Annotated in this window: 22 protein-coding genes and 1 riboswitch; of the genes, 14 read left to right on the top strand and 8 right to left on the bottom strand. The window is 38.6% G+C overall.

The window, feature by feature from the left end:
* Positions 1 to 20: 20 nt before the first annotated feature.
* Together V2145_RS16370 and V2145_RS16365 are read right to left on the bottom strand one after the other, a co-directional pair.
* Positions 21 to 1,211 (bottom strand): dicarboxylate/amino acid:cation symporter, encoded by a 1,191-nt coding sequence (locus V2145_RS16370; protein WP_330988011.1) that lies wholly within the window; start codon positions 1,209 to 1,211, stop codon positions 21 to 23.
* A gap of 144 nt (positions 1,212 to 1,355) precedes the next feature.
* Positions 1,356 to 2,261 (bottom strand): RluA family pseudouridine synthase, encoded by a 906-nt coding sequence (locus V2145_RS16365; protein ID WP_094912656.1) that lies wholly within the window; start codon positions 2,259 to 2,261, stop codon positions 1,356 to 1,358.
* A gap of 151 nt (positions 2,262 to 2,412) precedes the next feature.
* Between V2145_RS16365 and V2145_RS16360 the strand changes: the two genes are divergently transcribed.
* From V2145_RS16360 to V2145_RS16330, 7 genes are all read left to right on the top strand, one after another.
* Positions 2,413 to 2,814 (top strand): DUF5365 family protein, encoded by a 402-nt coding sequence (locus tag V2145_RS16360; protein WP_094912657.1) that lies wholly within the window; start codon positions 2,413 to 2,415, stop codon positions 2,812 to 2,814.
* Positions 2,815 to 2,940: 126 nt separating this feature from the next.
* Positions 2,941 to 4,479: a bifunctional GNAT family N-acetyltransferase/carbon-nitrogen hydrolase family protein gene (locus V2145_RS16355; protein WP_025907832.1), complete on the top strand. Its 1,539-nt coding sequence runs from the start codon at positions 2,941 to 2,943 to the stop codon at positions 4,477 to 4,479.
* Positions 4,480 to 4,568: 89 nt separating this feature from the next.
* Positions 4,569 to 5,123: a glycerol-3-phosphate responsive antiterminator gene (locus tag V2145_RS16350; protein WP_330988010.1), complete on the top strand. Its 555-nt coding sequence runs from the start codon at positions 4,569 to 4,571 to the stop codon at positions 5,121 to 5,123.
* Between the two features lie 217 nt (positions 5,124 to 5,340).
* Positions 5,341 to 6,168, top strand: a complete 828-nt coding sequence (locus V2145_RS16345; RefSeq protein WP_330988009.1) for an MIP/aquaporin family protein — start codon at positions 5,341 to 5,343, stop codon at positions 6,166 to 6,168.
* Between the two features lie 65 nt (positions 6,169 to 6,233).
* Positions 6,234 to 7,724, top strand: a complete 1,491-nt coding sequence (gene glpK, locus V2145_RS16340; RefSeq protein WP_222582594.1) for a glycerol kinase GlpK — start codon at positions 6,234 to 6,236, stop codon at positions 7,722 to 7,724.
* A 222-nt stretch (positions 7,725 to 7,946) separates the two neighbouring features.
* Positions 7,947 to 9,626, top strand: a complete 1,680-nt coding sequence (locus V2145_RS16335) for a glycerol-3-phosphate dehydrogenase/oxidase (protein ID WP_094912661.1) — start codon at positions 7,947 to 7,949, stop codon at positions 9,624 to 9,626.
* 192 nt (positions 9,627 to 9,818) lie between these two features.
* Positions 9,819 to 11,570, top strand: a complete 1,752-nt coding sequence (locus tag V2145_RS16330) for a phospho-sugar mutase (RefSeq protein WP_094912662.1) — start codon at positions 9,819 to 9,821, stop codon at positions 11,568 to 11,570.
* 31 nt (positions 11,571 to 11,601) lie between these two features.
* Here the strand turns inward: V2145_RS16330 and V2145_RS16325 are convergent, their stop codons facing one another.
* Positions 11,602 to 12,165: a biotin transporter BioY gene (locus V2145_RS16325; RefSeq protein WP_256993393.1), complete on the bottom strand. Its 564-nt coding sequence runs from the start codon at positions 12,163 to 12,165 to the stop codon at positions 11,602 to 11,604.
* A gap of 190 nt (positions 12,166 to 12,355) precedes the next feature.
* Positions 12,356 to 12,613 (bottom strand): YhdB family protein, encoded by a 258-nt coding sequence (locus V2145_RS16320; RefSeq protein WP_078990274.1) that lies wholly within the window; start codon positions 12,611 to 12,613, stop codon positions 12,356 to 12,358.
* 247 nt (positions 12,614 to 12,860) lie between these two features.
* Between V2145_RS16320 and V2145_RS16315 the strand changes: the two genes are divergently transcribed.
* Positions 12,861 to 14,270, top strand: a complete 1,410-nt coding sequence (locus tag V2145_RS16315) for a SpoVR family protein (protein WP_094912664.1) — start codon at positions 12,861 to 12,863, stop codon at positions 14,268 to 14,270.
* A 36-nt stretch (positions 14,271 to 14,306) separates the two neighbouring features.
* Here V2145_RS16315 and V2145_RS16310 read toward each other — a convergent pair whose 3' ends face one another.
* The 4 genes from V2145_RS16310 to V2145_RS16295 all read right to left on the bottom strand — a co-directional run bounded on the left by V2145_RS16310 (position 14,307) and on the right by V2145_RS16295 (position 17,667).
* Complete coding sequence (locus tag V2145_RS16310; RefSeq protein WP_094912665.1) at positions 14,307 to 15,296, bottom strand: acrylyl-CoA reductase family protein; 990 nt, start codon at positions 15,294 to 15,296, stop codon at positions 14,307 to 14,309.
* 109 nt (positions 15,297 to 15,405) lie between these two features.
* A complete protein-coding gene (locus V2145_RS16305) occupies positions 15,406 to 16,140 on the bottom strand; it encodes an amino acid ABC transporter ATP-binding protein (RefSeq protein ID WP_094912666.1) in 735 nt (244 codons plus the stop codon).
* A gap of 26 nt (positions 16,141 to 16,166) precedes the next feature.
* Positions 16,167 to 16,871, bottom strand: a complete 705-nt coding sequence (locus V2145_RS16300; RefSeq protein WP_094912667.1) for an amino acid ABC transporter permease — start codon at positions 16,869 to 16,871, stop codon at positions 16,167 to 16,169.
* Positions 16,855 to 17,667 (bottom strand): amino acid ABC transporter substrate-binding protein, encoded by an 813-nt coding sequence (locus V2145_RS16295; RefSeq protein WP_094912668.1) that lies wholly within the window; start codon positions 17,665 to 17,667, stop codon positions 16,855 to 16,857. The genes V2145_RS16300 and V2145_RS16295 overlap by 17 nt, the downstream gene beginning before the upstream one ends.
* A gap of 373 nt (positions 17,668 to 18,040) precedes the next feature.
* On the opposite strand from V2145_RS16295, the gene V2145_RS16290 reads away from it, so the two are divergent.
* The 6 genes from V2145_RS16290 (at position 18,041) to V2145_RS16265 (ending at position 22,235) form a co-directional block, all read left to right on the top strand.
* Entirely contained in the window at positions 18,041 to 18,241 is a 201-nt protein-coding gene (locus V2145_RS16290) for a hypothetical protein (protein WP_094912669.1), read from the top strand.
* A gap of 84 nt (positions 18,242 to 18,325) precedes the next feature.
* Positions 18,326 to 18,425: riboswitch (TPP riboswitch) on the top strand.
* Between the two features lie 80 nt (positions 18,426 to 18,505).
* Positions 18,506 to 19,132, top strand: a complete 627-nt coding sequence (tenI, locus tag V2145_RS16285) for a thiazole tautomerase TenI (protein ID WP_094912670.1) — start codon at positions 18,506 to 18,508, stop codon at positions 19,130 to 19,132.
* Complete coding sequence (gene thiO, locus V2145_RS16280; RefSeq protein WP_311859452.1) at positions 19,116 to 20,243, top strand: glycine oxidase ThiO; 1,128 nt, start codon at positions 19,116 to 19,118, stop codon at positions 20,241 to 20,243. The genes tenI and thiO overlap by 17 nt, the downstream gene beginning before the upstream one ends.
* Positions 20,240 to 20,443, top strand: a complete 204-nt coding sequence (gene thiS, locus V2145_RS16275) for a sulfur carrier protein ThiS (protein ID WP_094912672.1) — start codon at positions 20,240 to 20,242, stop codon at positions 20,441 to 20,443. The genes thiO and thiS overlap by 4 nt, the downstream gene beginning before the upstream one ends.
* Positions 20,444 to 20,448: 5 nt before the next feature.
* A complete protein-coding gene (locus V2145_RS16270) occupies positions 20,449 to 21,216 on the top strand; it encodes a thiazole synthase (RefSeq protein WP_094912734.1) in 768 nt (255 codons plus the stop codon).
* Entirely contained in the window at positions 21,213 to 22,235 is a 1,023-nt protein-coding gene (locus tag V2145_RS16265) for a thiazole biosynthesis adenylyltransferase ThiF (protein WP_094912673.1), read from the top strand. The genes V2145_RS16270 and V2145_RS16265 overlap by 4 nt, the downstream gene beginning before the upstream one ends.
* The last annotated feature ends 14 nt before the right edge of the window (positions 22,236 to 22,249 follow it).

Genomic DNA, 22,249 nt, shown 5'->3' with positions numbered 1-22,249 from the left:
TGTGCTTCTTAGTATCGAATTTAGCTAGCTTTTTGAATGGATTCAGCTTTGGATTTTTCAGAAGTAAAGCGATCAACTAATTGTGAAATTGCTCCGTCTCCTGTTACGTTACACGCCGTTCCAAAGCTGTCTTGAGCCATATATAGCGCAATCATGAGAGAAGTCATCGTTGCATCAAAACCTAGCATCGTTTGCAGTAAGCCTAAAGAAGCCATAACGCCACCGCCGGGTACACCTGGTGCGGCAATCATAGTAATTCCCAACATCAAAATAAAAGGTAAGACCGTTCCAAATGCTACTTCGGTACCGTTGATGTACAGTACAGCCATTGCACATGAAACAATAGTAATAGTGCTTCCTGATAAATGAATAGTAGCCAGTAATGGAATTGAGAAATCAGCTACTTTATCACGTACCCCATTCTTTTTGGCACGTTCCATTGTAACGGGAATTGTTGAAGCAGATGACTGTGTGCCCAGTGCTGTAAAGTAAGCGGGCATCATATTTTTTAATAAAGCAAGCGGATTTTTCTTAACTAACGTGCCGGAAACGCTGTATTGAACAAGTAAAATAACAAAGTGAAGAATCAAAATCATCACAAATACTTTTGCAAAAACGCTCATAATGGTCTGCACTTGACCACCTTGTGTCATGTTGGCAAAAATCCCTAAAATGTGAATCGGTAGTAAAGGGATAATAACCTTGCCAATCAGTAGTTCCACAACCGAACGAAAATCAATCATTACTTTTTTTAATGAATCATTTTTAATAGCTGCCATGCCTAGTCCGAGAGTAAAAGCTAATACAAGTGCTGTCATCACTTCCATTGGAGCAGGAATTTGAAGTTCTAAGAAAGGTTTTAGTAATGCTTTCTCAGGGTTTTCAAATGCAGAAGATTGAATGGAGTTATTCAGCATAACCGGATATAAATTATGCGCAACAAGATAAGCTAATAATCCAGCTATTGCTGTAGATCCATAAGCTAGAGCAGTTGTTAATCCTAAATATTTTCCTGCTCCCTTTCCAATTTCTCCGATTCCTGGAGCAATGAATGCAATAATAATGAGAGGAATTGCAAATTCTAAAAAGTTTCCAAATATTTCATTGAACGTAGCAAATATGCGAACAAACCATCCTGGCATAAAGCTTCCGATTACAACACCGGCAAAAATAGCCAAGATAATCCGTGGTAAAAGCCCAATTTTCTTCATGATGTCCTCCTGTGAAGTACAAATGTTTTCTAAGAATGTATTATACAGAAAGAGGGACGAAATGTTAAGAGGAAATTTTGTTCAGAGTAAATAAAAAACAGCTTCGCTCCAACACTAAGCGTTGAGAAAGAAGCTGTTTCGTCTTTAAAAATACTGATTATATGGAATTAACGAAGCCTGGTCGGTTTTTGCTGTTACGCAAATATCTTCGTGTGTAAATGGATGCCAAAAGGCTAATTTAAAGGCATGTAAAGCTTGTTGTTGACCGCTTTGTTTACGTCCGCCATACAAGGTATCGCCGATTAAAGGATGGCCGATATAGCTTAAATGCACACGAATTTGATGCGTGCGTCCACTTTCGAGCATAAGTGAGACGAGCGCCTCATTTTTTGACTTGTTTTGTCTCAACACTTGAAAGTGAGTAACTGCAGCTTGACCGGATTTTGAGACTCTTCTCCTTGTAGAGTGATGGCGGTCTTTCCCAATCGGTTCTGAAATTGTTCCTTGTTTTTTAGCAAATAGGCCGTGTACAAGAGCAACGTATGACCGCTTAATTTGTCTTTGTGCCAGCATCTGATCAAATACAGAACTAGCAACATGGTGTTTGGTAAATAAAATAGCTCCTGACGTATCGCGGTCAAGCCGATGAACATGTCGAGGTTTTGTGTATAAACCTTGTGTAGAGAAATAATAAGCAACAGCGTTTAACAGTGTCTTAGTATCTTCAGGAGATGAAGGATGTGTATCCAAGCCCTGTGGTTTATTTATAATTAACACATGAGGGTCTTCATACAAAATTTCAAGCGGTAGTGGATACGGCTTAATTGTATGCTCTTCCGGGCTGTAAAGGTGAAGGTCAGCTTTATCTCCTTCTTGTAGCACATATTTCCATGGTAAGGTTTCTCCATTTATTTTGATGCTTTTATTCATTCGAAATAAATGCAGCGTTTTTTTAGAAAGATGCCATTTTTCTTTTAAATAGTCTTCAATTGTTAACTGACTGTCTTGTTTAGTAATGGGAATTGTTACCCATTCACTTTTTGCATTCACGCTTATCTCATCCTTTTCTTTCATGAATTATGGTAGATTTCAACAAGTGCGGAAGTTCCTTTTTTTAGGAGGAAATAACTACCTTATCTTCTTTGTTTTTATTTATGTTATCCTACGTATATAAACTTGTTTTATAAAAGGAGGGGCAACGTTGAAAATTGCATGTGCAGCTCCAGCTGAGATGGAACATTACATAGAAGAATTAACAGAGCAACTTCTATATGATTTATTACCTCAATATGTATCAGATGAACGACTACAGCATATTCATAGCCATTATTTACTTGGTCATCATGATGAGTCTAACCCATTATATAATGGATTACTTGATGAAGCATTGCAAGTCATTAGTAGTTTGCAAACAGTTATTGCTTTAGTTGAATCCATTCAACATCGTCCAATTAAAAAGAGTGATCGTGATCGATTCGGTAAAAATGTGAGAATACTTAGTAAATTTGGGTTTGTTTTTCCTTTATCTATTGAACTTTTTGAACGAGAGAACTTACTTGTATCTTATTCACAACACTCATCTCAAACTGAATATTATCATTAAAAAGGAGCATCCGCTGGGTGTTCCTTTTTTTAGGATGCTAAATAGTTAGAATTTTTAATTTTGTTTAATATAATGAAAAAAAGGGAAACTAAATTTTCAGTTGTGTGCGAAAGAGGGTTGGTAAATATGTCAACAATAGATTTGTCTAAGTTTGAAAAGAAAATGATTATACGAAACATTAAACACTCTGATATAGATGCAATATTAGCACTTCAAAAACTATCATTCCCAGGAATGGAGCCGTGGAAGCGTGAGCAGTTAGAAAGTCATCTTGAAATCTTTCCAGAAGGTCAAATTTGTGCAGAGTTTGATGGAGAGATTATTGGTTCATGTTCAAGTTTGATTGTCAACTTTGATGAGTATGATGACCAGCATACGTGGGATGATATTACAGATGAAGGATATATCACAAATCATAATCCAGAAGGGTATAACCTATATGGAATTGAAGTGATGGTTCATCCAAATTATCGTGGGATGAAAATTGGGCGACGACTCTATGAAGCGCGCCAAGACTTAGCACGTGAACTGAACTTAAAAAGTATTATCATTGGTGGGCGCATTCCTAATTATCATAAACATTCAGGAGAAATGTCTCCTCGTGAATATGTAGAACAGGTAATTCACCATAAAATTTATGATCCTGTTTTATCATTTCAATTAATGAACGGTTTTACTTTGATGCGAATCAATCCTGGCTACCTCCCAGATGATTTAGCTTCTAATAAATATGCAACGCTCATGGAATGGAATAACGTAGACTATGTGCGACGTTCAAAACGCCATTTCAAAACATCATTCCCAGTGCGAATCTGCGTTGTGCAGTATATGATGAAGCAAATCAATTCATTTGAAGAGTTTGCTACTCAAGTGGAATACTATACGGACGTTGCGTACGATGCGAAAGCAGACTTTTGTGTATTCCCAGAGATATTTACGACGCAGCTTATGTCATTTTTAGATGAGCAAATTCCAAGTAAAGCGATTCAACGCCTTACAGAGTACACAGAAGAATACATTGAGCTCTTCACAGGGTTAGCTGTAAAATATAACGTAAACATTATTGGCGGTTCACACTTTGTGGAAGAAGATGACGGCGATATCTTTAACATTGCGTACTTATTTCGCAGAGATGGAACAATTGAAAAGCAGTATAAGGTGCATATTACACCAAATGAACGCAAATGGTGGGGAATTAGTCCAGGAAATGATGTAGAAGTATTTGATACAGATTGTGGGAAAATTGCCATCCAAATTTGTTATGACATTGAATTCCCTGAACTGGCACGAATTGCAACAGATAAAGGCGCTAACATTATCTTTACACCTTTCTGCACAGAAGACCGTCAAGGTTATTTACGCGTTCGCTATTGTTCTCAGGCACGCGCTGTAGAAAATCAAATTTATACCGTAATTGCAGGGACAGTAGGGAATTTACCGGAAACAGAAAATATGGATATTCAATACGCGCAATCAGCTATCTTTGCCCCTTCAGATTTTGAATTTGCAAGAGATGGTATTGTAGGAGAATGTAATCCAAATATTGAGATGGTCGTTATTGGCGACGTTGATCTGGAGATTTTACGCAGACAGCGCCAATCAGGAACAGTCCGTCAGTTAAAAGATCGTAGGCATGACGTTTATAATATTAAATATAAAAAATAAATTATTTTACACCATGCAAATGCATGGTGTTTTTTTACTCATCTTTTGTCATAATATAAAGAAATAAATAAACAGAGTGAGGGGAAAACATGAGTTTTCATGGACAATCCGTTTTGCCTGCTGTACGTGATATGAAGCAGTTGGAACGCTTTTTAGCAAGTGAATATGAGTATGGTGTTTTGTTAGATAACCAAGTAGGTTTACTGCGAGGCATTATGAAAGAAGTTCATCGACACCAAAAGAAAATGATTATTCATCTCGATTTAATACATGGTCTAAAGCAAGATGAATATGCGGTTGACTTTCTATGTCAAGAATTGAAGCCGGCTGGCATTATCTCCACGCGTACCAACGTGATTTTAAAAGCGAAACAGCGAGGTATTTATGCCATTCAGCGCGTCTTTTTGCTAGATAGTACAGCCCTCAAGAAAAGCTATGAGCTCATTAAAAAGGTAGAGCCAGATTTTATTGAGCTATTACCAGGGATTATTCCATCACTTCTTAAAGAGGTAGCGGAAGAAACCGGGATACCAGTTCTCGCGGGTGGTCTTATTCGAAGGGAAGAAGAAGTAAAGAATGCAATCGCTGCAGGTGCAGCTGCAGTCACTACTTCGAATAAACAATTGTGGAATACGTTTAAATAAAGAGTTATAAGGTTTGAATTTTTTGTCGAAAATGTGTTGACAACGCTTTCAACAGCTAGTAAACTTGTAAACAAGTTAATACATGTGACGGAGAATAGGAGATCCACGATATAGCTCTTTAAATTTATATGCATGAATTTAGAGGGAAGTATGGTGGATTTTTTTATTCTCTTCTTGGTGTAAACGGTTTCTTATTAGACCGAAGGAGGTTTTTTATATGAGTCCATTTTTAGGTGAAGTAATTGGCACGATGATTTTAATTATATTAGGTGCTGGAGTTTGTGCCGGCGTTAATTTAAAAAAATCATATGCAGCAAATTCAGGTTGGATAGTTATTACGTTTGGTTGGGGACTAGCTGTTGCAATGGCTGTATACGCAGTTGGTAACATTAGTGGTGCTCACTTAAATCCAGCGGTAACAATCGGATTAGCAATTGTCGGAGATTTTTCGTGGAAGGAAGTCCCACTTTATATACTAGCACAAATGATTGGTGCAATTTTAGGAGCAACATTAACATATTTACATTATCTACCGCATTGGAGAGAAACAGCTGATCAAGGAACAAAATTAGGTGTTTTTGCAACAGGGCCAGCTATTCCTAATCCATTTTCAAACTTATTAAGTGAGACAATTGGTACGTTTATTTTAGTAGTTGGTTTACTAACAATTGGTGCAAATGAATTTACAGAAGGATTGAACCCATTAATTGTAGGCTTTCTTATTATAAGCATCGGTTTATCCCTTGGTGGTACAACTGGTTATGCTATTAACCCTGCACGTGACTTAGGTCCGCGTATTGCACATGCCATCTTACCGATTGCAGGAAAAGGTTCATCAAATTGGAGTTATGCTTGGGTGCCTGTCCTAGGCCCGATCTTAGGTGGATCATTAGGGGCAGTATTCTATCTTGCAGCTTTTAAAAATCAAACAGGAAGCGCGCTATGGTTTGTATTAACACTTGTGGCAATTGTGTTTGCTGGAGTGTATGGGATATCAAAAGCAAAAAATGCGCCAGGAATGGCAAAGAAAAGCGTTATCAAATAAATGAATGCGTTTTAATCACAGTCAGAGTAAAATAAAAGAAATAATACAAAAAGGGGAAATAAAGTATGGAAAAATATATTTTATCATTAGACCAGGGAACAACGAGCTCTCGCGCAATGTTATTTAATAAAAAAGGCGAAATCGTTCACGTTGCTCAAAAAGAATTCACTCAATACTTTCCAAATCCAGGTTGGGTAGAGCATAATGCTAACGAAATTTGGGGGTCAATCCTATCGGTTATTGCTTCTTGTTTATCGGAATCAGGAATAACACCTGAACAAATTGAAGCAATTGGAATTACAAATCAGCGTGAAACAGCGGTTGTGTGGGAAAAAGCAACAGGAAAGCCAGTTTATAATGCAATTGTATGGCAATCTCGTCAAACAGCAGGAATTTGTGAAGAGCTAAAAGAAAAAGGATATAATGATACGTTTCGCTCGAAAACTGGTTTATTAATTGATGCATACTTCTCAGGTACAAAAGTAAAATGGATCTTAGATAATGTGGAAGGTGCACGTGAGAAAGCTGAAAACGGTGAGCTTTTGTTCGGTACAATTGATACATGGCTAATTTGGAAATTATCTGGAGGGAAAGCTCATGTAACCGATTACTCAAATGCGTCTCGTACACTAATGTTTAATATTTACGATTTACAATGGGATGATGAACTATTGGATATCTTATCGGTACCAAAATCAATGTTACCTGAGGTCAAACCGTCATCAGAAGTGTATGGACATACGGTTGATTACCATTTCTTTGGTCACAACATTCCAATCGCAGGAGCAGCAGGCGATCAGCAGGCAGCTTTATTTGGACAAGCGTGCTATGAAAAAGGAATGGCAAAGAATACGTATGGAACTGGTTGTTTCATGTTAATGAACACGGGTGAAAAAGCCGTTAAGTCTGATCATGGGCTTTTAACAACGCTAGCTTGGGGTGTAGATGGGAAAGTTGAATATGCACTAGAAGGAAGTATCTTTGTCGCTGGTTCTGCTATTCAGTGGCTTCGCGATGGGCTGCGCATGTTTAAGGATGCAAAAGAAACAGAAAAGTATGCTAATCGCGTAGATTCAACAGATGGTGTATACATGGTTCCAGCTTTTGTAGGCCTTGGCACACCGTATTGGGATAGTGACGTTCGAGGTGCCATGTTTGGCTTAACGCGAGGTACAAAAAAAGAGCATTTTGTTCGAGCTACGCTAGAAGCATTAGCATATCAAACAAAAGACGTGCTAAGCGCAATGGAAGCTGATTCGGGCATTACATTAAAAACCCTTCGTGTAGACGGTGGAGCAGTTAAAAACAACTTCTTAATGCAGTTCCAAAGCGACTTGTTAAATGTTCCCGTTGAGCGTCCTGAAATTAATGAAACAACGGCGTTAGGAGCAGCTTATCTTGCAGGTCTAGCTGTAGGCTACTGGAAAGACCGCGAAGAGATTGCGCAGCAGTGGAATATGGAAAAGTCGTTCGAACCTGATATGGAAGAAAGCCGTCGTGAAGACTTATATGCAGGCTGGAAAAAAGCAGTTAACGCAACAATGGCGTTTAAATAAAAATGTAGATATTGGTATTTTGAATGTTAAAATTGAAAAATTCCTGCTGATATAGAGGAAAAACCTTTAAAATTAATCATATTTATGCTATACTAAAGACAAGTTAATAATTTGGTTGGAGAATCGGAGAGACCACGAATCCATATGTTATACATATGCGATTTGTGGTCTCTTTTTTTTAGATAACTGTAAAAAATTGAAAAAAGAAAAGGGGAATGACAAATGTTTTCAAGCAAAATGCGTGTAAATAAATTAGAAGAAATGACAACTCAAAAATATGATTTACTTGTTATTGGTGGAGGTATTACAGGCTCAGGAATTGCTTTAGATGCAGCAAATCGCGGAATGAAAACAGCATTAGTTGAGATGCAGGACTTTGCATCTGGAACATCAAGTCGTTCGACAAAGCTTGTCCACGGTGGCCTTCGTTATTTAAAGCAGTTTGAAGTGAAAATGGTTGCAGAAGTTGGAAAAGAGCGTGCCATTGTGTATGAAAATGGTCCACACGTAACAACACCAGAGTGGATGTTATTACCATTTCATACAGGAGGTACGTTTGGAAAGTACTCAACATCAGTGGGACTACGCGTATATGATTATCTAGCAGGAGTCAAACGTTCTGAGCGTCGTAAAATGTTCAGTGCTGAAGAAACATTAAAGCGCGAACCCCTTGTAAAATCACAGGATTTAAAAGGCGGTGGCTATTATGTTGAGTATAAAACAGACGACGCTCGCTTAACAATTGAAGTAGCAAAAGAAGCAGCAAATCGCGGTGCTGATTTAGTAAACTACACAAAAGTAGACGAGTTTATTTATGACAATGGAACGGTTATTGGTGCAGTAGTTGTTGATCAAATTACGAAAAGATCGTACAAAATTCATGCAAAAAAAATTGTGAACGCAGCTGGTCCTTGGGTTGATTCTCTACGTGAAAAAGATAATTCAAAAAAAGGAAAACAGCTACAGTTAACAAAAGGCATTCACTTAGTAATTGATCAAAAGCGTTTTCCACTGCAACAAGCTATCTACTTTGATACGCCAGATGGCCGTATGGTGTTTGCTATTCCACGTGATGGTAAAACATACGTTGGAACAACGGATACAGTCTATAAAGAAGATGCAAGGCACCCACAGATGACTGTAAAAGATCGCGAATACGTAATTGACGCAATCAACTACATGTTCCCAACTGTCAACATCACAGTTGATGATGTTGAATCAAGCTGGGCTGGTGTTCGACCATTAATTCATGAAGAAGGAAAAGACCCATCTGAGATTTCACGCAAAGACGAAGTGTGGACATCACATTCAGGATTAATTACGATTGCTGGAGGAAAACTAACTGGCTATCGTAAAATGGCAGAGCTTGTAGTAAATACGGTTGCAGAGCAGTTGAAAGCAGAAGGAAACGCGTTTAAACCTAGTCAAACAAAATATTTACCGATTTCTGGTGGAGATGTGGGTGGCTCTAAGAATTTCCCGAAATTCGTCGAGGAAAAAGTGAAAGTCGGCGTAGAGCTTGGGCTGTCTCCTGAAGCAGCAACAAAACTTGTTAAGCGCTATGGTTCTAATATTGATTTGTTGTATCGCTACATGACCGACTATAAAGATAAAATGAAAGCAAGTAATTTACCGGCAAGCGTATTTTTACAAGTACAGTATGGAATAGAAGAAGAGATGGTTACAAAGCCAATCGATTTATTTATCCGTCGTACAGGCGCTTTATTCTTTGATATTGCTTGGGTCCGTGAGTGGAAAGAAGCCGTTATTAAATACATGGCGCAAGAGTTAAGCTGGACGCCTCAGCAAACGTCTGAGTATAGCCAAGAGCTTAACAAACATTTACATGATGCAGTTGTGCCAGTTGATGAAAAAGGTAGCCAAATCGCTGATATTTCATGATACAATAGTACTACATTTCAAAAATTGTCAATTGCGTAAGGAGTAATAGCAGGAAATTCGATTCTTTCATCGAATTTTTATCATATTACGTTACAATATTGACAAGGTATGACATGTCATTTTAAAGGGGAAGGCGACATTTGTCGTTTTTCTCTTTTCATACATAAAGGTATTGATGAGGAGGCTTTTTTCATGAACTGGAAGCAAGTATACACATCTTGGATTGAAAATGTACATTTAGATGGAGAGTTAAAGGAAGCGTTAGCAAGCATTAAAGCGGATGAGAAACAGCTGGAAGATTGTTTTTACAAAAACTTAGAGTTTGGTACAGGTGGAATGCGTGGCGAAATTGGTCCGGGTACTAACCGTATGAATTTGTATACCATTCGCAAAGCATCCAAAGGGTTTGCAGATTATATTGCTTCTGCAGGGGAAGAAGCAAAGGCACAAGGAGTTGTTATCGCTTACGATTCAAGACATAAATCGCCAGAATTTGCGATGGAAGCTGCTAAAACCCTTGCAACTGAAGGGATTAAAACATACGTATTTGATGAGCTTCGCCCAACCCCCGAGCTATCTTTCGCAGTTCGTCAATTAGGTGCTTTTGGTGGAATTGTTATTACAGCGAGTCATAATCCCCCTGAGTATAACGGTTACAAAGTATATGGCCCAGATGGTGGGCAGCTGCCTCCAAAAGAAGCAGATGAGCTTGTAGGCTACGTAAATGCTGTTGAAAACGAACTTGAACTGTCAGTAAAAGAAGAGCAAGAGTTGAAGTCAGCTGGATTGATTGAAATGGTTGGTGCTTCTATGGATGAGGCATATAATGAAAAGCTCAAAACCATCTTATTAAATCCTAGCTTAGCACAAGAGGTAGGTCCAGAATTAAAAGTAGTCTTTACACCACTTCACGGTACGGCTAATAAACCGGTTCGAAAAGCGTTAGAAACAATCGGTTATACGAACGTAACGGTTATTGCAGAACAAGAACTACCAGATCCTAATTTCTCAACAGTAAAGTCACCTAACCCTGAAGAGAAAGCAGCATTTGAATATGCTGTTAATAAAGGCAAAGAAATTGATGCAGATTTATTGATTGCTACAGACCCAGATGCCGATCGATTGGGAATTGCTGTGAAGGATCCAAGCGGTGAATATGCATTGCTTACAGGAAACCAAACGGGAGCAATTTTACTTCACTACTTGCTTTCTCAGAAAAAAGAACAAGGTGTGCTTCCTGAAAACGGTGTTGTATTAAAAACAATCGTAACATCAGAAATAGGAGCTGAGATTGCTCGTTCGTTTGGCTTACATGTTGTCGACACGCTAACAGGGTTCAAGTTTATTGGAGAAAAAATCAAGCAATACGAGCAAACAGGGGAATACGAATTCCAATTTGGGTATGAAGAAAGCTATGGTTATTTAATTGGTAGCTTTGCACGTGATAAAGATGCGGTGCAAGCTGCTGTTTTAGCAGTTGAAGTATGCGCGTATTACAAAAAGCAAGGTATGACGCTTTACGAAGCGCTTCATCAAATTTTCGAAACTTATGGCTTCTATCAAGAAGGATTAAAGTCATTAACGTTAAAAGGAAAAGAAGGATCTGAACAAATTCAACATATTCTTGCGACGTTTAGAAATGAGCCACCAAAAGAGATTGCAGGTCTTAAAGTATCCGTTCTTGAAGACTATACGCTAGGAACTCGTCAGTTTGTTGAAAGTGGAAAAGTAGAAGATATTGAGCTTCCAAAATCAAACGTACTTAAATATGTACTAGAAGATGGTTCATGGTTCTGCTTACGTCCATCTGGTACAGAACCAAAAGTTAAGTTTTATTTTGGTGTCGTAACCAAAGATGAACAAGCGAGCGCTAACCAGTTAGCTGATGTTCAAAAAGCCGTTATGAATCAAGTAGAAGAAGTTATTAATCGCGTGAACGCTTAAAAAAAGGCTGAGCTTATTTGCTCAGCCTTTTCTATACAGCTTTATTTGAATGAATTCCTTTGTAATAAGGAGAAGCTGTTAAAGCTTTATAAATTCGAGGCGCAATTAACGCCGCAATAATTGTAAAGATAATGTCTTTTACACCAAACCAAATCATAATTTTCCAAGCAGTCGCATAGCTCATTGCCGGAGCTTCTAACCAATAGTTAACAGCCATGTACATATATGTTGTTCCAATAATATAGATAATGGCAATACCTGCAAGTGCAGCACTTATAAATACTGAAAAATGAGGTTTCCCTTTCCATTCAATAACTTTTCCTACTACATAAGCAGCAACAATATATGATAATAAAAAGCCGCCCGTACTGCCAAATAAAACGCTAGCTCCTGATTTAAACTGAGCAAATACAGGTGCTCCTGCAAGCCCCACAAGGAAGTATACAATCATGGAAATAGCCCCTAAGCGACTTCCTAATAAAATCCCGGCTAGTATTACGAAAAATGGTTGCATAGACAGTGGAACGCCAGCTACCTGTAAGAATGGTGCCCAAGATGTAATATTTGCACCAATAGCCATGAGAGCTGCGAACATCCCTGCTAATGTTAAATCAAGTGTACGAAAACGAAGTTTTCCACTCAAAGTAATCTTCTCCTTCATATGTAAGATAGTCAATGATACTCAAATTGTACGTGTAAATGATTATTTATGTCAACTTATTTTTTATGCAGGTTCACAAAAAAAGAAAGAAGAGGAAAACCTCTTCTTTTATCTATAGGTGATGTTACGTTAAGGGATCCACTGCTACAAAATCATTCAGGTTGTGCTCTGAAAGCTCTGAAGCATGGTCAATATAACGCAATAACGAATACAGTTCTTCTTGAATTACTCGATAGTTTCGTTCAAAGTTGTAGGCGTGTAAAAAATGTTCGATTTTCTTTGAAAGAAAATCATCTTCAGTGCGAACCATTAAAATTAACAAGTTATCCCATTGTGATCGATTCGTGTAATATAAAGCACGGTCATAATCAATTGTGTCCATTAACAGTCCTCCTTTTGAGGAGTTGAAATTAGTGTATGATATTTACGAAATTTGTTCCCCTGTAAATGTTGGTCAAAAGACCAATGTATAAATAACGGTTAGGAAGCAAAAATGACATTAGAATGAATTGTTTTGTGTGAAAATAAAGTACTACCTTCCCAATTTCTTATAAAGAACCTGATTCAAAACACATGATTTGCGTCATTAGGACATAGATTGAATTAAGGGATATAAAGGGGGAGTTGTAGTGAAAGAAGCGGACTATAAACAACTACATCGAGCGATTGACGAAATTACTGAAATTGCAACAGGATTTGGTTTAGATTTTTATCCAATGAGATATGAGATTTGTCCAGCTGATATTATTTATACATTTGGCGCATATGGCATGCCTACAAGGTTTTCTCACTGGAGCTTTGGAAAGCAGTTCTATAAAATGAAGCTTCATTATGACCTTGGTTTAAGCAAAATTTATGAACTAGTTATTAACTCAGATCCTTGCTATGCATTTTTACTTGATTCAAATGCACTGATTCAAAACAAGCTTATTGTAGCTCACGTTTTAGCCCATTGTGACTTCTTTAAAAACAACAGCCGCTTTGCGAATTCTAAACGAGATATGGTTGAAAGCATGGCTGCAACTGCAGATCGTATTAAAGAATATGAAGTACAATATGGCAAGCGAGAAGTAGAGAAGTTCTTAGATGCAATTTTATCGATTCAAGAGCATATTGATCCATCTTTAATGAGGGCAAAACTGTCATGGAGCATGGATGATGTAGAAGAAGAGCAGGAAGAAGTTTCATCACCATACGATGATTTATGGAGCTTAGACTCACGTGGGAAAAAGAAAACTCGTCAAGTGGAGAAGTTTAAGAAATTTCCACCTCAGCCAGAGAAGGATATTCTTTTATTTATTGAACAATACAGCCCATACTTAGAAGAGTGGCAGCGCGACATTTTAACGATGATGAGAGAAGAAATGCTGTATTTTTGGCCGCAGCTTGAAACAAAAATTATGAACGAAGGCTGGGCATCTTATTGGCATCAGCGAATCATTCGTGAAATGGATTTAACAAGCGATGAAGCTATTGAATTTGCAAAACTAAATGCAGGTGTTGTTCAACCGTCTAGAACAAGCATCAATCCATATTATTTGGGCTTGAAGATTTTTGAAGACATTGAAGAACGATATGATAATCCTACTGCCGAAATGCAGCGACGCGGCATTCAAAAAGGTTCAGGACGGGAAAAAATGTTTGAGGTTAGGGAAGTTGAATCGGATATCTCATTTATTCGAAATTACCTAACAAAAGACCTTGTCATGAGAGAGGATATGTACTTATTTCAAAAGCAAGGGAAAGATTATAAGATTGTAGATAAAGACTGGACAGAAGTGCGAGATCAACTTGTTAACATGCGCGTAAACGGTGGTTTTCCGTATATTACAGTCACGAATGGTGATTACTTGAAAAATGGAGAGCTATACTTAAAACATTGGTATGAAGGAATTGAACTAGACGTCAAGTATTTAGAGAAGGTTGTGCCGTATTTGTATCAATTGTGGGGCAGACCTGTGCATCTAGAAACCGTAATGGAAGAAAAGCCAATCGCCTTTACGTATGACGGGAAAACAGTACACCGAAAGCATTTATAATAAAAGGAGAAGCATTCGCTTCTCCTTTTTGTATATCTACAGTCTAATAAGTATACGACCTTGAGCTTGTCCTTCAAGCAGCATTGGAAGATAGTTAGGTACATCATTAAGAGAGATTTCTTCTTGGATGAAGTCTTCAAGCTGATTTGGCTTAAAGCTTGTTGCTAGCAGCTTCCATGTCTCGTTTCGAAGGGACAATGGGCAATAGACAGAATCAATACCAAGTAAGTTCACTCCGCGTAAGATGAACGGGAAAACTGTAGTTGGGACGGCTGTTCCAGCCGTTAAGCCACTAGCTGCAACAGAACCACCATATTGAATTTGGGATAGCACGCTTGCGAGCGTTTCACCCCCTACGCTATCGACTGCAGCAGCCCACTTTCCTTTTGCTAAGGCTTTGACTTTACCGTTGTAAACATCTTCTCTAGTTAAAAGAGTGGTAGCTCCAAGCTTTGTTAAATAGGTGGCACTAGAAGCTTTTCCAGAGCTAGCAGCAACCTCATAACCCATCTTTGATAAAATAGAAACGGCAAAGCTTCCTACACCACCTGTAGCGCCAGTGACTAGGACAGGGCCATCCTTTGGTTTCAAGCCCGAATCAATGAGCTTTTTTACAGATAAAGCAGCTGTAAAGCCAGCTGTTCCAATTACCATAGCTTCTTTTAAGGTTAGTCCATCGGGAAGAGGAACAATCCAGTCTGCAGGGATGCGAGCGTATTCACTATAGCCACCGTAATGAGAGACTCCAATTTCGTAGCTGGTTGCAATGACTTCATCACCGCTTTTAAAGCGAGGATTATTAGAAGAAACAACCGTACCTGCTAAATCAATTCCTGGTACAAAGGGATAGGCTTTGACAATATTTCCGTTTGGAATACTAGCTAGGCTATCCTTATAGTTAATACCTGAGTAGTGAACTTTGATGAGAACATCGCTTTGCGGTAACTCGTCGAGCGTGAGCGTTTGAATAGTAGATTGAACTTGTTCGTTCTCTTTTGTTAAGACAAGAGCTTTAAAATTTTCCATGCCGTTCTGTCTCCCTTCATATCTTCGAGCTTATATTTATTATAAAAGACAAAAATTCAAAAGTATAATACGATGCAGATAATGCAAAAGGCTGCAGTTCAGCAGCCTTTTATTGAATCATATTTAAAAAGCGACGAGTTCGCTCTTCTTTAGGGTTTTTGAAAATTTCTTCTGGCGTTCCACGCTCCATGATTACGCCTTGATCCATAAAGATTACTTCGTCTGCCACTTCTCGAGCAAAGCGCATTTCATGTGTGACCACAACCATGGTCATGCCTTCTCTTGCTAAATCTTTCATTGCTTTTAGAACATCGCCTACAAGCTCAGGATCCAAAGCAGATGTAGGCTCATCAAATAGCATTACTTTAGGGTCCATAGCCATTGCTCGAGCGATACCCACACGCTGCTGTTGTCCTCCTGATAATTGAAATGGATAAAAATTAACCTTGTCTCCTAGTCCAACTTTTTGTAGCAGGGAAACAGCGCGTTCTTTCGCCTGTTGTTTTGAAATACCCTTTACAATAACAGGCCCTTCCATAACATTTTCAAGCGCTGTTTTATGAGGAAATAAATTATAGTTTTGAAATACCATTCCCGTTAAGCTACGAAAAGATGTTATCCTTTGCTTTGGTAACTTTTTCTCAAAGCTTACTTCTTGATTATCGATGATGATTTTGCCATCAGTAGGAAGTTCCAGCAAGTTTAAACAGCGAAGAAACGTTGTTTTTCCGGAACCTGAAGGACCGATTAGAACCACTACTTTACCCTGCTCGATGTTTAAATCAATTCCTCGCAATACGTGTAAATCATCAAATGATTTATGAAGGTTCGTAATGTTAATCACGCTAATAAACTCCTTTTTTAATACAGTTATCTTGAGACATAACGGTCAAGCTTCGCTTCAATTCGTCCTTGAACAATGGAAAGAATGGTACACATAATCCAGTATAAAAGAGCCGCTTCCGTATAAAGTAATAAAAATTCATAGTTTGTGGCCGCAATTTCTTGTGCACGACGAAACATTTCGGTTACCAAAATAAGAGATGCTAGCGACGTATCTTTAATAAGGCTAATGAATGAATTCGATAAAGGCGGAATGGATACGCGAGCAGCTTGGGGTAAAATAATACGCTTTAAAGCTTGAGTATATGTCATCCCAATTGAATAACCAGCTTCCCATTGCCCTTTAGGAATCGATAAAATCGCAGCACGGATGATTTCAGATGCGTACGCACCTACGTTTAATGAAAACCCAATTACTGCGGCAACAAATGGATCAATTGTAATATCTAGCGTTGGCAACCCGTAGAAAATAATAAATAATTGCACTAGTAAAGGTGTCCCTCGAATCAGTGACACGTATACGCGCGCAATTATATTAAATACTTTTATAGAAGATAAGCGTCCAAGCGCTGTAAGAATAGCTAAAATAAGGCCTAGTATAAATGAAATAAGCGTTAGTGGAATAGTATATTGAATAGCTCCCTCTATCATTGGATAGAGGGAGGATTGAGCAATAGAGATTAAGCGCTCTGCACGCTCAGGGTCAGTAAAGATACTATTTAGGAGAAACATCTTCACCAAACCATTTTTCAGAAATTTTAGCGTATGTGCCGTCTTCTTGCATATCTGCTAAAGCTTTATTTACTTCTTCCACTAACTTACCGCTATCTTTGCGAAACATTAATCCACTTGCTGATGCGTCTTCTGCTTCATCTACAATTTTTACAGGTGCATTTGGACGTTGTTTTTTATAGTCTAAGAATGATAATTTATCATTAATTGTACCGTCTACACGTTTTGAAACGATTAACTCAGCTGATTGCGTGAATCCTTCAACACCTACTAGTTCAGCTTCATATTTTTTTGCTAAATCAGCATAGTTACTTGTAAGTGATTGTGCAGACTTTTTACCTTTCATGTCCTCAAATGATTTCACTTCATTATTGTCTTCACGAACAACAAGCACCGCTGCAGACTCAATGTATGGGTCAGAGAAATCATATTTTTCTTCGCGGTCTGGACGAATTCCAACTTGGTTAGCAATCATGTCAAAACGCTTAGCGTCTAAACCAGCAAACATTCCATCCCACTGTGTTTCTTTAAATTCAGCTTTCACACCAAGGCGCTTTGCAACTTCTTGTGCAATTTCAACGTCAAAGCCTGTTAACTTATTAGAGTCGTCATGGAACGTAAATGGAGGGTATGTACCTTCTGTTCCAATTGTTAGAACGCCGTCTTCTTTTACTTTTTCGTATAAATCTTGATCACTTTTACTTGCGTTATTTGTTTCTTTTTCATTTGACCCACAAGCTGCTAACACAACTGTGAACGCTAATAAAAGAGATAAAAATGCAACTAATTTTTTCATTTTTTGTTAAACCCCCAGTAATTTGATAGGAATTATATTTCTTGATAGCGTAATTGATATTAAACAAGAAGAAGTTAAAAGTCAATAAAAAAAACTTCTAATAGATAGTATGGCTGTTCTCAAAGGGTTTATGTACTTTGTAGAGCATCAGGAAAAGGTTGGGATTATCATATTAAAAATCATTAGTTTATGAATAAAAAGGAAAGGGAATAAGTAGATAGCTGATGATATTTTAACAAAATTTACGTTCTTCCCTTATTGTTTTTGGGACAATTGTTTTATTTTGATTAGATATTCCTTACTCATACTCGAAACTTGTTATAATAGAGAAAAGAGCATTGAAATTAGGATTTGAAAAGTGGAGATAAGTTTAATGAGAAAACGTGAAGTATGGAAATATATTTTATTGATTGTAACAATTGCAGGACAAGTCATTAGTTTTATCTTTTTAATGGTTAACAGCATAGCTGCCTTGTTATTCTACGGATTTTATATCCTAACTTTTGCTACCTTACTTGGCTCATTTCTATGGGAAGAGCATAGGGAAAAAGAAAAAGAGCTCGAAGATTATTAGCTCGGTACATGAGAAAAATGGTCCAGTAGGTTGTAATCACTCACAAATATGTTATACTTCTAAATGAAAAGTGAAAATATTAGAAAAAATCACTAGGGGAGCCTTTATGGCTGAGACGAAAAAATTCGGACCCTTTGAACCTGATCTGGTTTGTACCAGCGTAGGGAAGTGGATGAGCCATGTTTACATAATGAATGCATGCCAACCACTCTACGTTGTAGAGTGGTTTTTTTGCGTTTATGTCGAAATAAAGGTGAGGATGCTATGATACCCAAACTACATGCTGTGTCAACAGGGAAACAGTCCTTTGAACAGCTTCTGAAAATTAGCAGAGATATTGACCCGTATGTAGGAGCTATCCATATTCGAGAAAAAGAGCGAACGGCACGAGAGTTAGAAATGCTCATTGAAGAACTCAAAAAAGACGTGCACGCTTCAAAGCTAATTGTTAACGATCGAGTAGATGTAGCTTTTGCCTCTCATGTAAAGGGTGTGCACTTGGCTTATCACAGTCTAAGTGTTCAAGGGGTAAAAGCACATTTTCAGCCATTGATTGTTGGTAAATCCGTACACAGTATTAAAGAAGCACAGGAAGCTGAACAAACAGGTGTTGATTATGTCATTTATGGTCATGTGTATCCATCAAAGTCAAAGCTTGGTCAAACACCTCGAGGGCTTGAACGGTTAAATCAAGTGGTTCGTTCAGTGAAAATACCCGTAATTGCCATCGGGGGAATTATGCCTTGCAATGTGAGCGAAGTATTGAGCACAGGTGCACACGGCATCGCTGTTATGTCGGGTGTATTTCAAGATGAAAACCCGCTACAGGCAGCGAAGGAATATGATGAACAACTAAGGAGGTGGAGTGATACATATGCAAATACATTATGATGCACTCGTTATTGGTGGCGGGGTCATTGGAGCCTCAACCGCGTATCACCTTTCTAAAATGGGATATCAAGTAGCAATTTTAGAAAAAAACCAGATTGGTTGTGAAGCATCGGGAGCAGCTGCTGGAATATTAGGTGCGCAAGCTGAAATTGATGAAGAAGGGCCGCTTTTAGAGCTAGCCATTCAAAGTAGGTCGCTTTTTCCGAATCTCGTTGCTGAATTAAAAGAAAAAACGAATATTGATGTTGAGTTCATTCAAAAAGGACTATTAAAAGTAGCAGCAACTGAAGCGGAAGCAGGTTTGCTAAAAGCCAAAGCAGAGCGTCACAGGCGGTGGGATTCGGAAGTGAAGTGGTTATCTCCTGACGCAGCAAGGGAAGCTGAACCGTTGTTAACCCCTGATACATACGGGGCTATTAGCATTCCAAAAGATGGCCAGCTGATGCCAGCTAAGTTAACCCAAGCTTTGGTACACGGAGCTTTGTACCATCAGGCAGCTATTTATGAGAACTGTCATGTTCATGAGCTTATATACGATAACAAAAAGGTAGTTGGCGTACGGACATCAGCGGGCAACTTCTACAGTGACCAAGTGATGGTAAGCGCCGGTGCTTGGACGAAAGATCTGGTGACGGCTATTCAGCCAAAGCATTTGTTTCCTATTAAAGGTGAGTGTATATCCCTCACGACCAATCAACCAAGCATTCAAAAGACCATATTTTTAGATGAAGGATTTTATGTTGTTCCAAAAGCAGGAGGAAGAATAGTGATTGGAGCTACAAAGCGTCCCCATGATTACACGAAGCACGTATCTGCAGAAGCTATTGAATTTTTAATTAGCAAAGCAATCTCTCTTGTTCCATCACTTGCAGAGGCGTCATTTGAAAAAGCATGGGCAGGGCTTCGTCCACAAACTGTAGATGGTTGGCCATATTTAGGACAGCACCCGGAATTAGATAATGTTTATTTAGCATGTGGACACTATCGAAATGGTATTTTACTAAGTGCAATCACAGGTAAAATCATGGCGGAGCAAATGAAAGGTGAGAATCCAAAACATTCCTTTTTTTCAGCTTTTCGCTTACAAAGAGAAATGGAGGGAACGTATTGAACTTAGTGATTAATGGAAAGAGCGTTGAGATAGATTCCTCAATTCAAACGGTTTCTGAGTTATTAGAATCAAGGGATTTACATGAGAAAGTAGTGATTGTCGAGTTAAATAAAGAGATTTTACAAAAGCAAGATCATGAAAAAGCCTCATTGTCAGAAGGCGATTTACTAGAGATTGTTTCATTTGTAGGAGGAGGATGAAAGTTATGTTGAAAATAGGAAAATATGAATTTGCATCTCGTTTACTTTTAGGTACAGGGAAGTTTCCAGATTATACGACGCAGCGTCAAGCAGTAGAAGAATCAGAAACAGAGATTTTAACATTTGCAGTGAGGAGAATGGATATTTTTGATCAGTCTCAGCCTAACTTGCTTGAAGCTCTTGATGTTAAAAGGTTTACGCTTTTACCAAATACAGCTGGAGCTAAAAATGCCGAAGAAGCGGTTCGAATTGCGAAGCTGGCAAAGGCATCTGGGTTGTGTGATATGGTCAAGGTTGAGGTGATTGGCTGTGATAAAACGTTATTGCCAGACCCTGTTGAAACGTTAAAAGCAAGTGAAGAGTTGTTAAAAGAAGGTTTTACAGTATTAACGTATACGTCTGATGATGTTGTACTTGCTAGAAGGCTTGAGGAACTAGGTGTTCATGCTATTATGCCTGGAGCTTCTCCAATTGGGTCGGGACAAGGGATTATTAATCCGTTGAACCTGCAGTTTATTATTGAACAGTCTAAGGTGCCTGTTATTGTAGATGCGGGCATTGGTACAGCTTCTGATGCTGCCAAGGCAATGGAGCTAGGTGCGGATGCTGTTTTACTAAACACCGCTGTATCAGGCGCAAAAGATCCTGTGAAAATGGCTCGCGCGATGAAGCTTGCAATCGAAGCGGGGCGTGATGCTTATTTAGCTGGTCGTATTCCATTTAAAGAATATGCGGTCGCAAGTAGCCCAACAGAAGGGATGAGTATGGGGTGACAGCGCGCTATTCACGTCAAGAGCTCTTTTCCCCGATTGGCAAAGAAGGACAGAAAAAATTATCACAAAAGCATATCTTATTAATTGGAGCAGGTGCTCTAGGGACAGGAAATGCAGAAGCGCTTGTTCGAGCTGGGGTTGGAAAGTTAACAATCATTGACCGAGATTATGTAGAGTGGAGCAATTTGCAGCGTCAGCAGCTTTATAGTGAGAGAGATGCAGCTAATCGTATTCCAAAAGCAGTAGCTGCTTCAGAAAGGCTCGCTGAGATTAATGGAGATGTTGATATTGAAGCACACGTAGCAGACGGTACGCCTCAATTTATTGAACAGCTGCTGGAAAACGTTGATTTAATAATTGATGCTACGGATAACTTTGATACACGTCTTGTAATAAATGACTTATCACAAAAACACCAAATTCCTTGGATTTATGGAGCGTGTGTGGGGAGCTATGGGATTAGCTATACAATCGTTCCCGGAGAAACTCCATGTTTAGCATGTTTGTTAGAATCAGTACCTTTAGGTGGGGTTACGTGTGACACGGTAGGGATTATTAGCCCTGCTGTACAGATGGTTGTTGCACACCAAGTGACAGAGGCACTAAAGATTCTTGTAGAAGATCAAGGAGCACTGCGTTCACAGCTAGTATCATTTGATGTTTGGAAAAATGAATACCGTACCATGAACGTTCATGCTTTAAAAACAGATGAATGTACATCGTGTGGTCAGCAGCCAGTTTTTCCTGCACTTCAATTTGAAAATCAGTTGAAAACAGCTGTACTATGCGGACGTGACACTGTACAAATTCGCCCTGCAAAGGCAACGCAAGCACCTAACATAGTAGAGTTAGAACAGCATTTAAAAGGTAAAGGGTACCGAGTGGACCGAAATCCATATCTTTTGTCCGTAGCAATTGATGATTATCGTCTTGTTGTGTTTCAGGATGGAAGAATTTTTGTACACGGCACAAAAGATACAGTAGAAGCAAAAAACCTTTATCACCGTTATATTGGGTAAATGACGAAAGGAAG

The sequence above is a fragment of the Priestia sp. GS2 genome (genome assembly GCF_036409025.1).
Taxonomy (GTDB): Bacteria; Bacillota; Bacilli; order Bacillales; family Bacillaceae_H; genus Priestia; species Priestia aryabhattai_A.
This window is presented reverse-complemented; position numbering and strand designations above follow the sequence as displayed.

Excerpts from the sequence above, each read along its gene's own strand:
- V2145_RS16370 (WP_330988011.1), bottom strand. The coding sequence starts at position 1,211 with ATGAAGAAAATTGGGCTTTTACCACGGATTATCTTGGCTATTTTTGCC.
- V2145_RS16355 (WP_025907832.1), top strand. The coding sequence starts at position 2,941 with ATGTCAACAATAGATTTGTCTAAGTTTGAAAAGAAAATGATTATACGA.
- V2145_RS16350 (WP_330988010.1), top strand. The coding sequence starts at position 4,569 with ATGAGTTTTCATGGACAATCCGTTTTGCCTGCTGTACGTGATATGAAG.
- V2145_RS16345 (WP_330988009.1), top strand. The coding sequence starts at position 5,341 with ATGAGTCCATTTTTAGGTGAAGTAATTGGCACGATGATTTTAATTATA.
- glpK (WP_222582594.1), top strand. The coding sequence starts at position 6,234 with ATGGAAAAATATATTTTATCATTAGACCAGGGAACAACGAGCTCTCGC.
- V2145_RS16335 (WP_094912661.1), top strand. The coding sequence starts at position 7,947 with ATGTTTTCAAGCAAAATGCGTGTAAATAAATTAGAAGAAATGACAACT.
- V2145_RS16330 (WP_094912662.1), top strand. The coding sequence starts at position 9,819 with ATGAACTGGAAGCAAGTATACACATCTTGGATTGAAAATGTACATTTA.
- V2145_RS16325 (WP_256993393.1), bottom strand. The coding sequence starts at position 12,165 with ATGTTCGCAGCTCTCATGGCTATTGGTGCAAATATTACATCTTGGGCA.
- V2145_RS16320 (WP_078990274.1), bottom strand. The coding sequence starts at position 12,613 with ATGGACACAATTGATTATGACCGTGCTTTATATTACACGAATCGATCA.
- V2145_RS16310 (WP_094912665.1), bottom strand. The coding sequence starts at position 15,296 with ATGGAAAATTTTAAAGCTCTTGTCTTAACAAAAGAGAACGAACAAGTT.
- V2145_RS16300 (WP_094912667.1), bottom strand. The coding sequence starts at position 16,871 with ATGTTTCTCCTAAATAGTATCTTTACTGACCCTGAGCGTGCAGAGCGC.
- V2145_RS16295 (WP_094912668.1), bottom strand. The coding sequence starts at position 17,667 with ATGAAAAAATTAGTTGCATTTTTATCTCTTTTATTAGCGTTCACAGTT.
- V2145_RS16290 (WP_094912669.1), top strand. The coding sequence starts at position 18,041 with ATGAGAAAACGTGAAGTATGGAAATATATTTTATTGATTGTAACAATT.
- tenI (WP_094912670.1), top strand. The coding sequence starts at position 18,506 with ATGATACCCAAACTACATGCTGTGTCAACAGGGAAACAGTCCTTTGAA.
- thiO (WP_311859452.1), top strand. The coding sequence starts at position 19,116 with ATGCAAATACATTATGATGCACTCGTTATTGGTGGCGGGGTCATTGGA.
- V2145_RS16270 (WP_094912734.1), top strand. The coding sequence starts at position 20,449 with ATGTTGAAAATAGGAAAATATGAATTTGCATCTCGTTTACTTTTAGGT.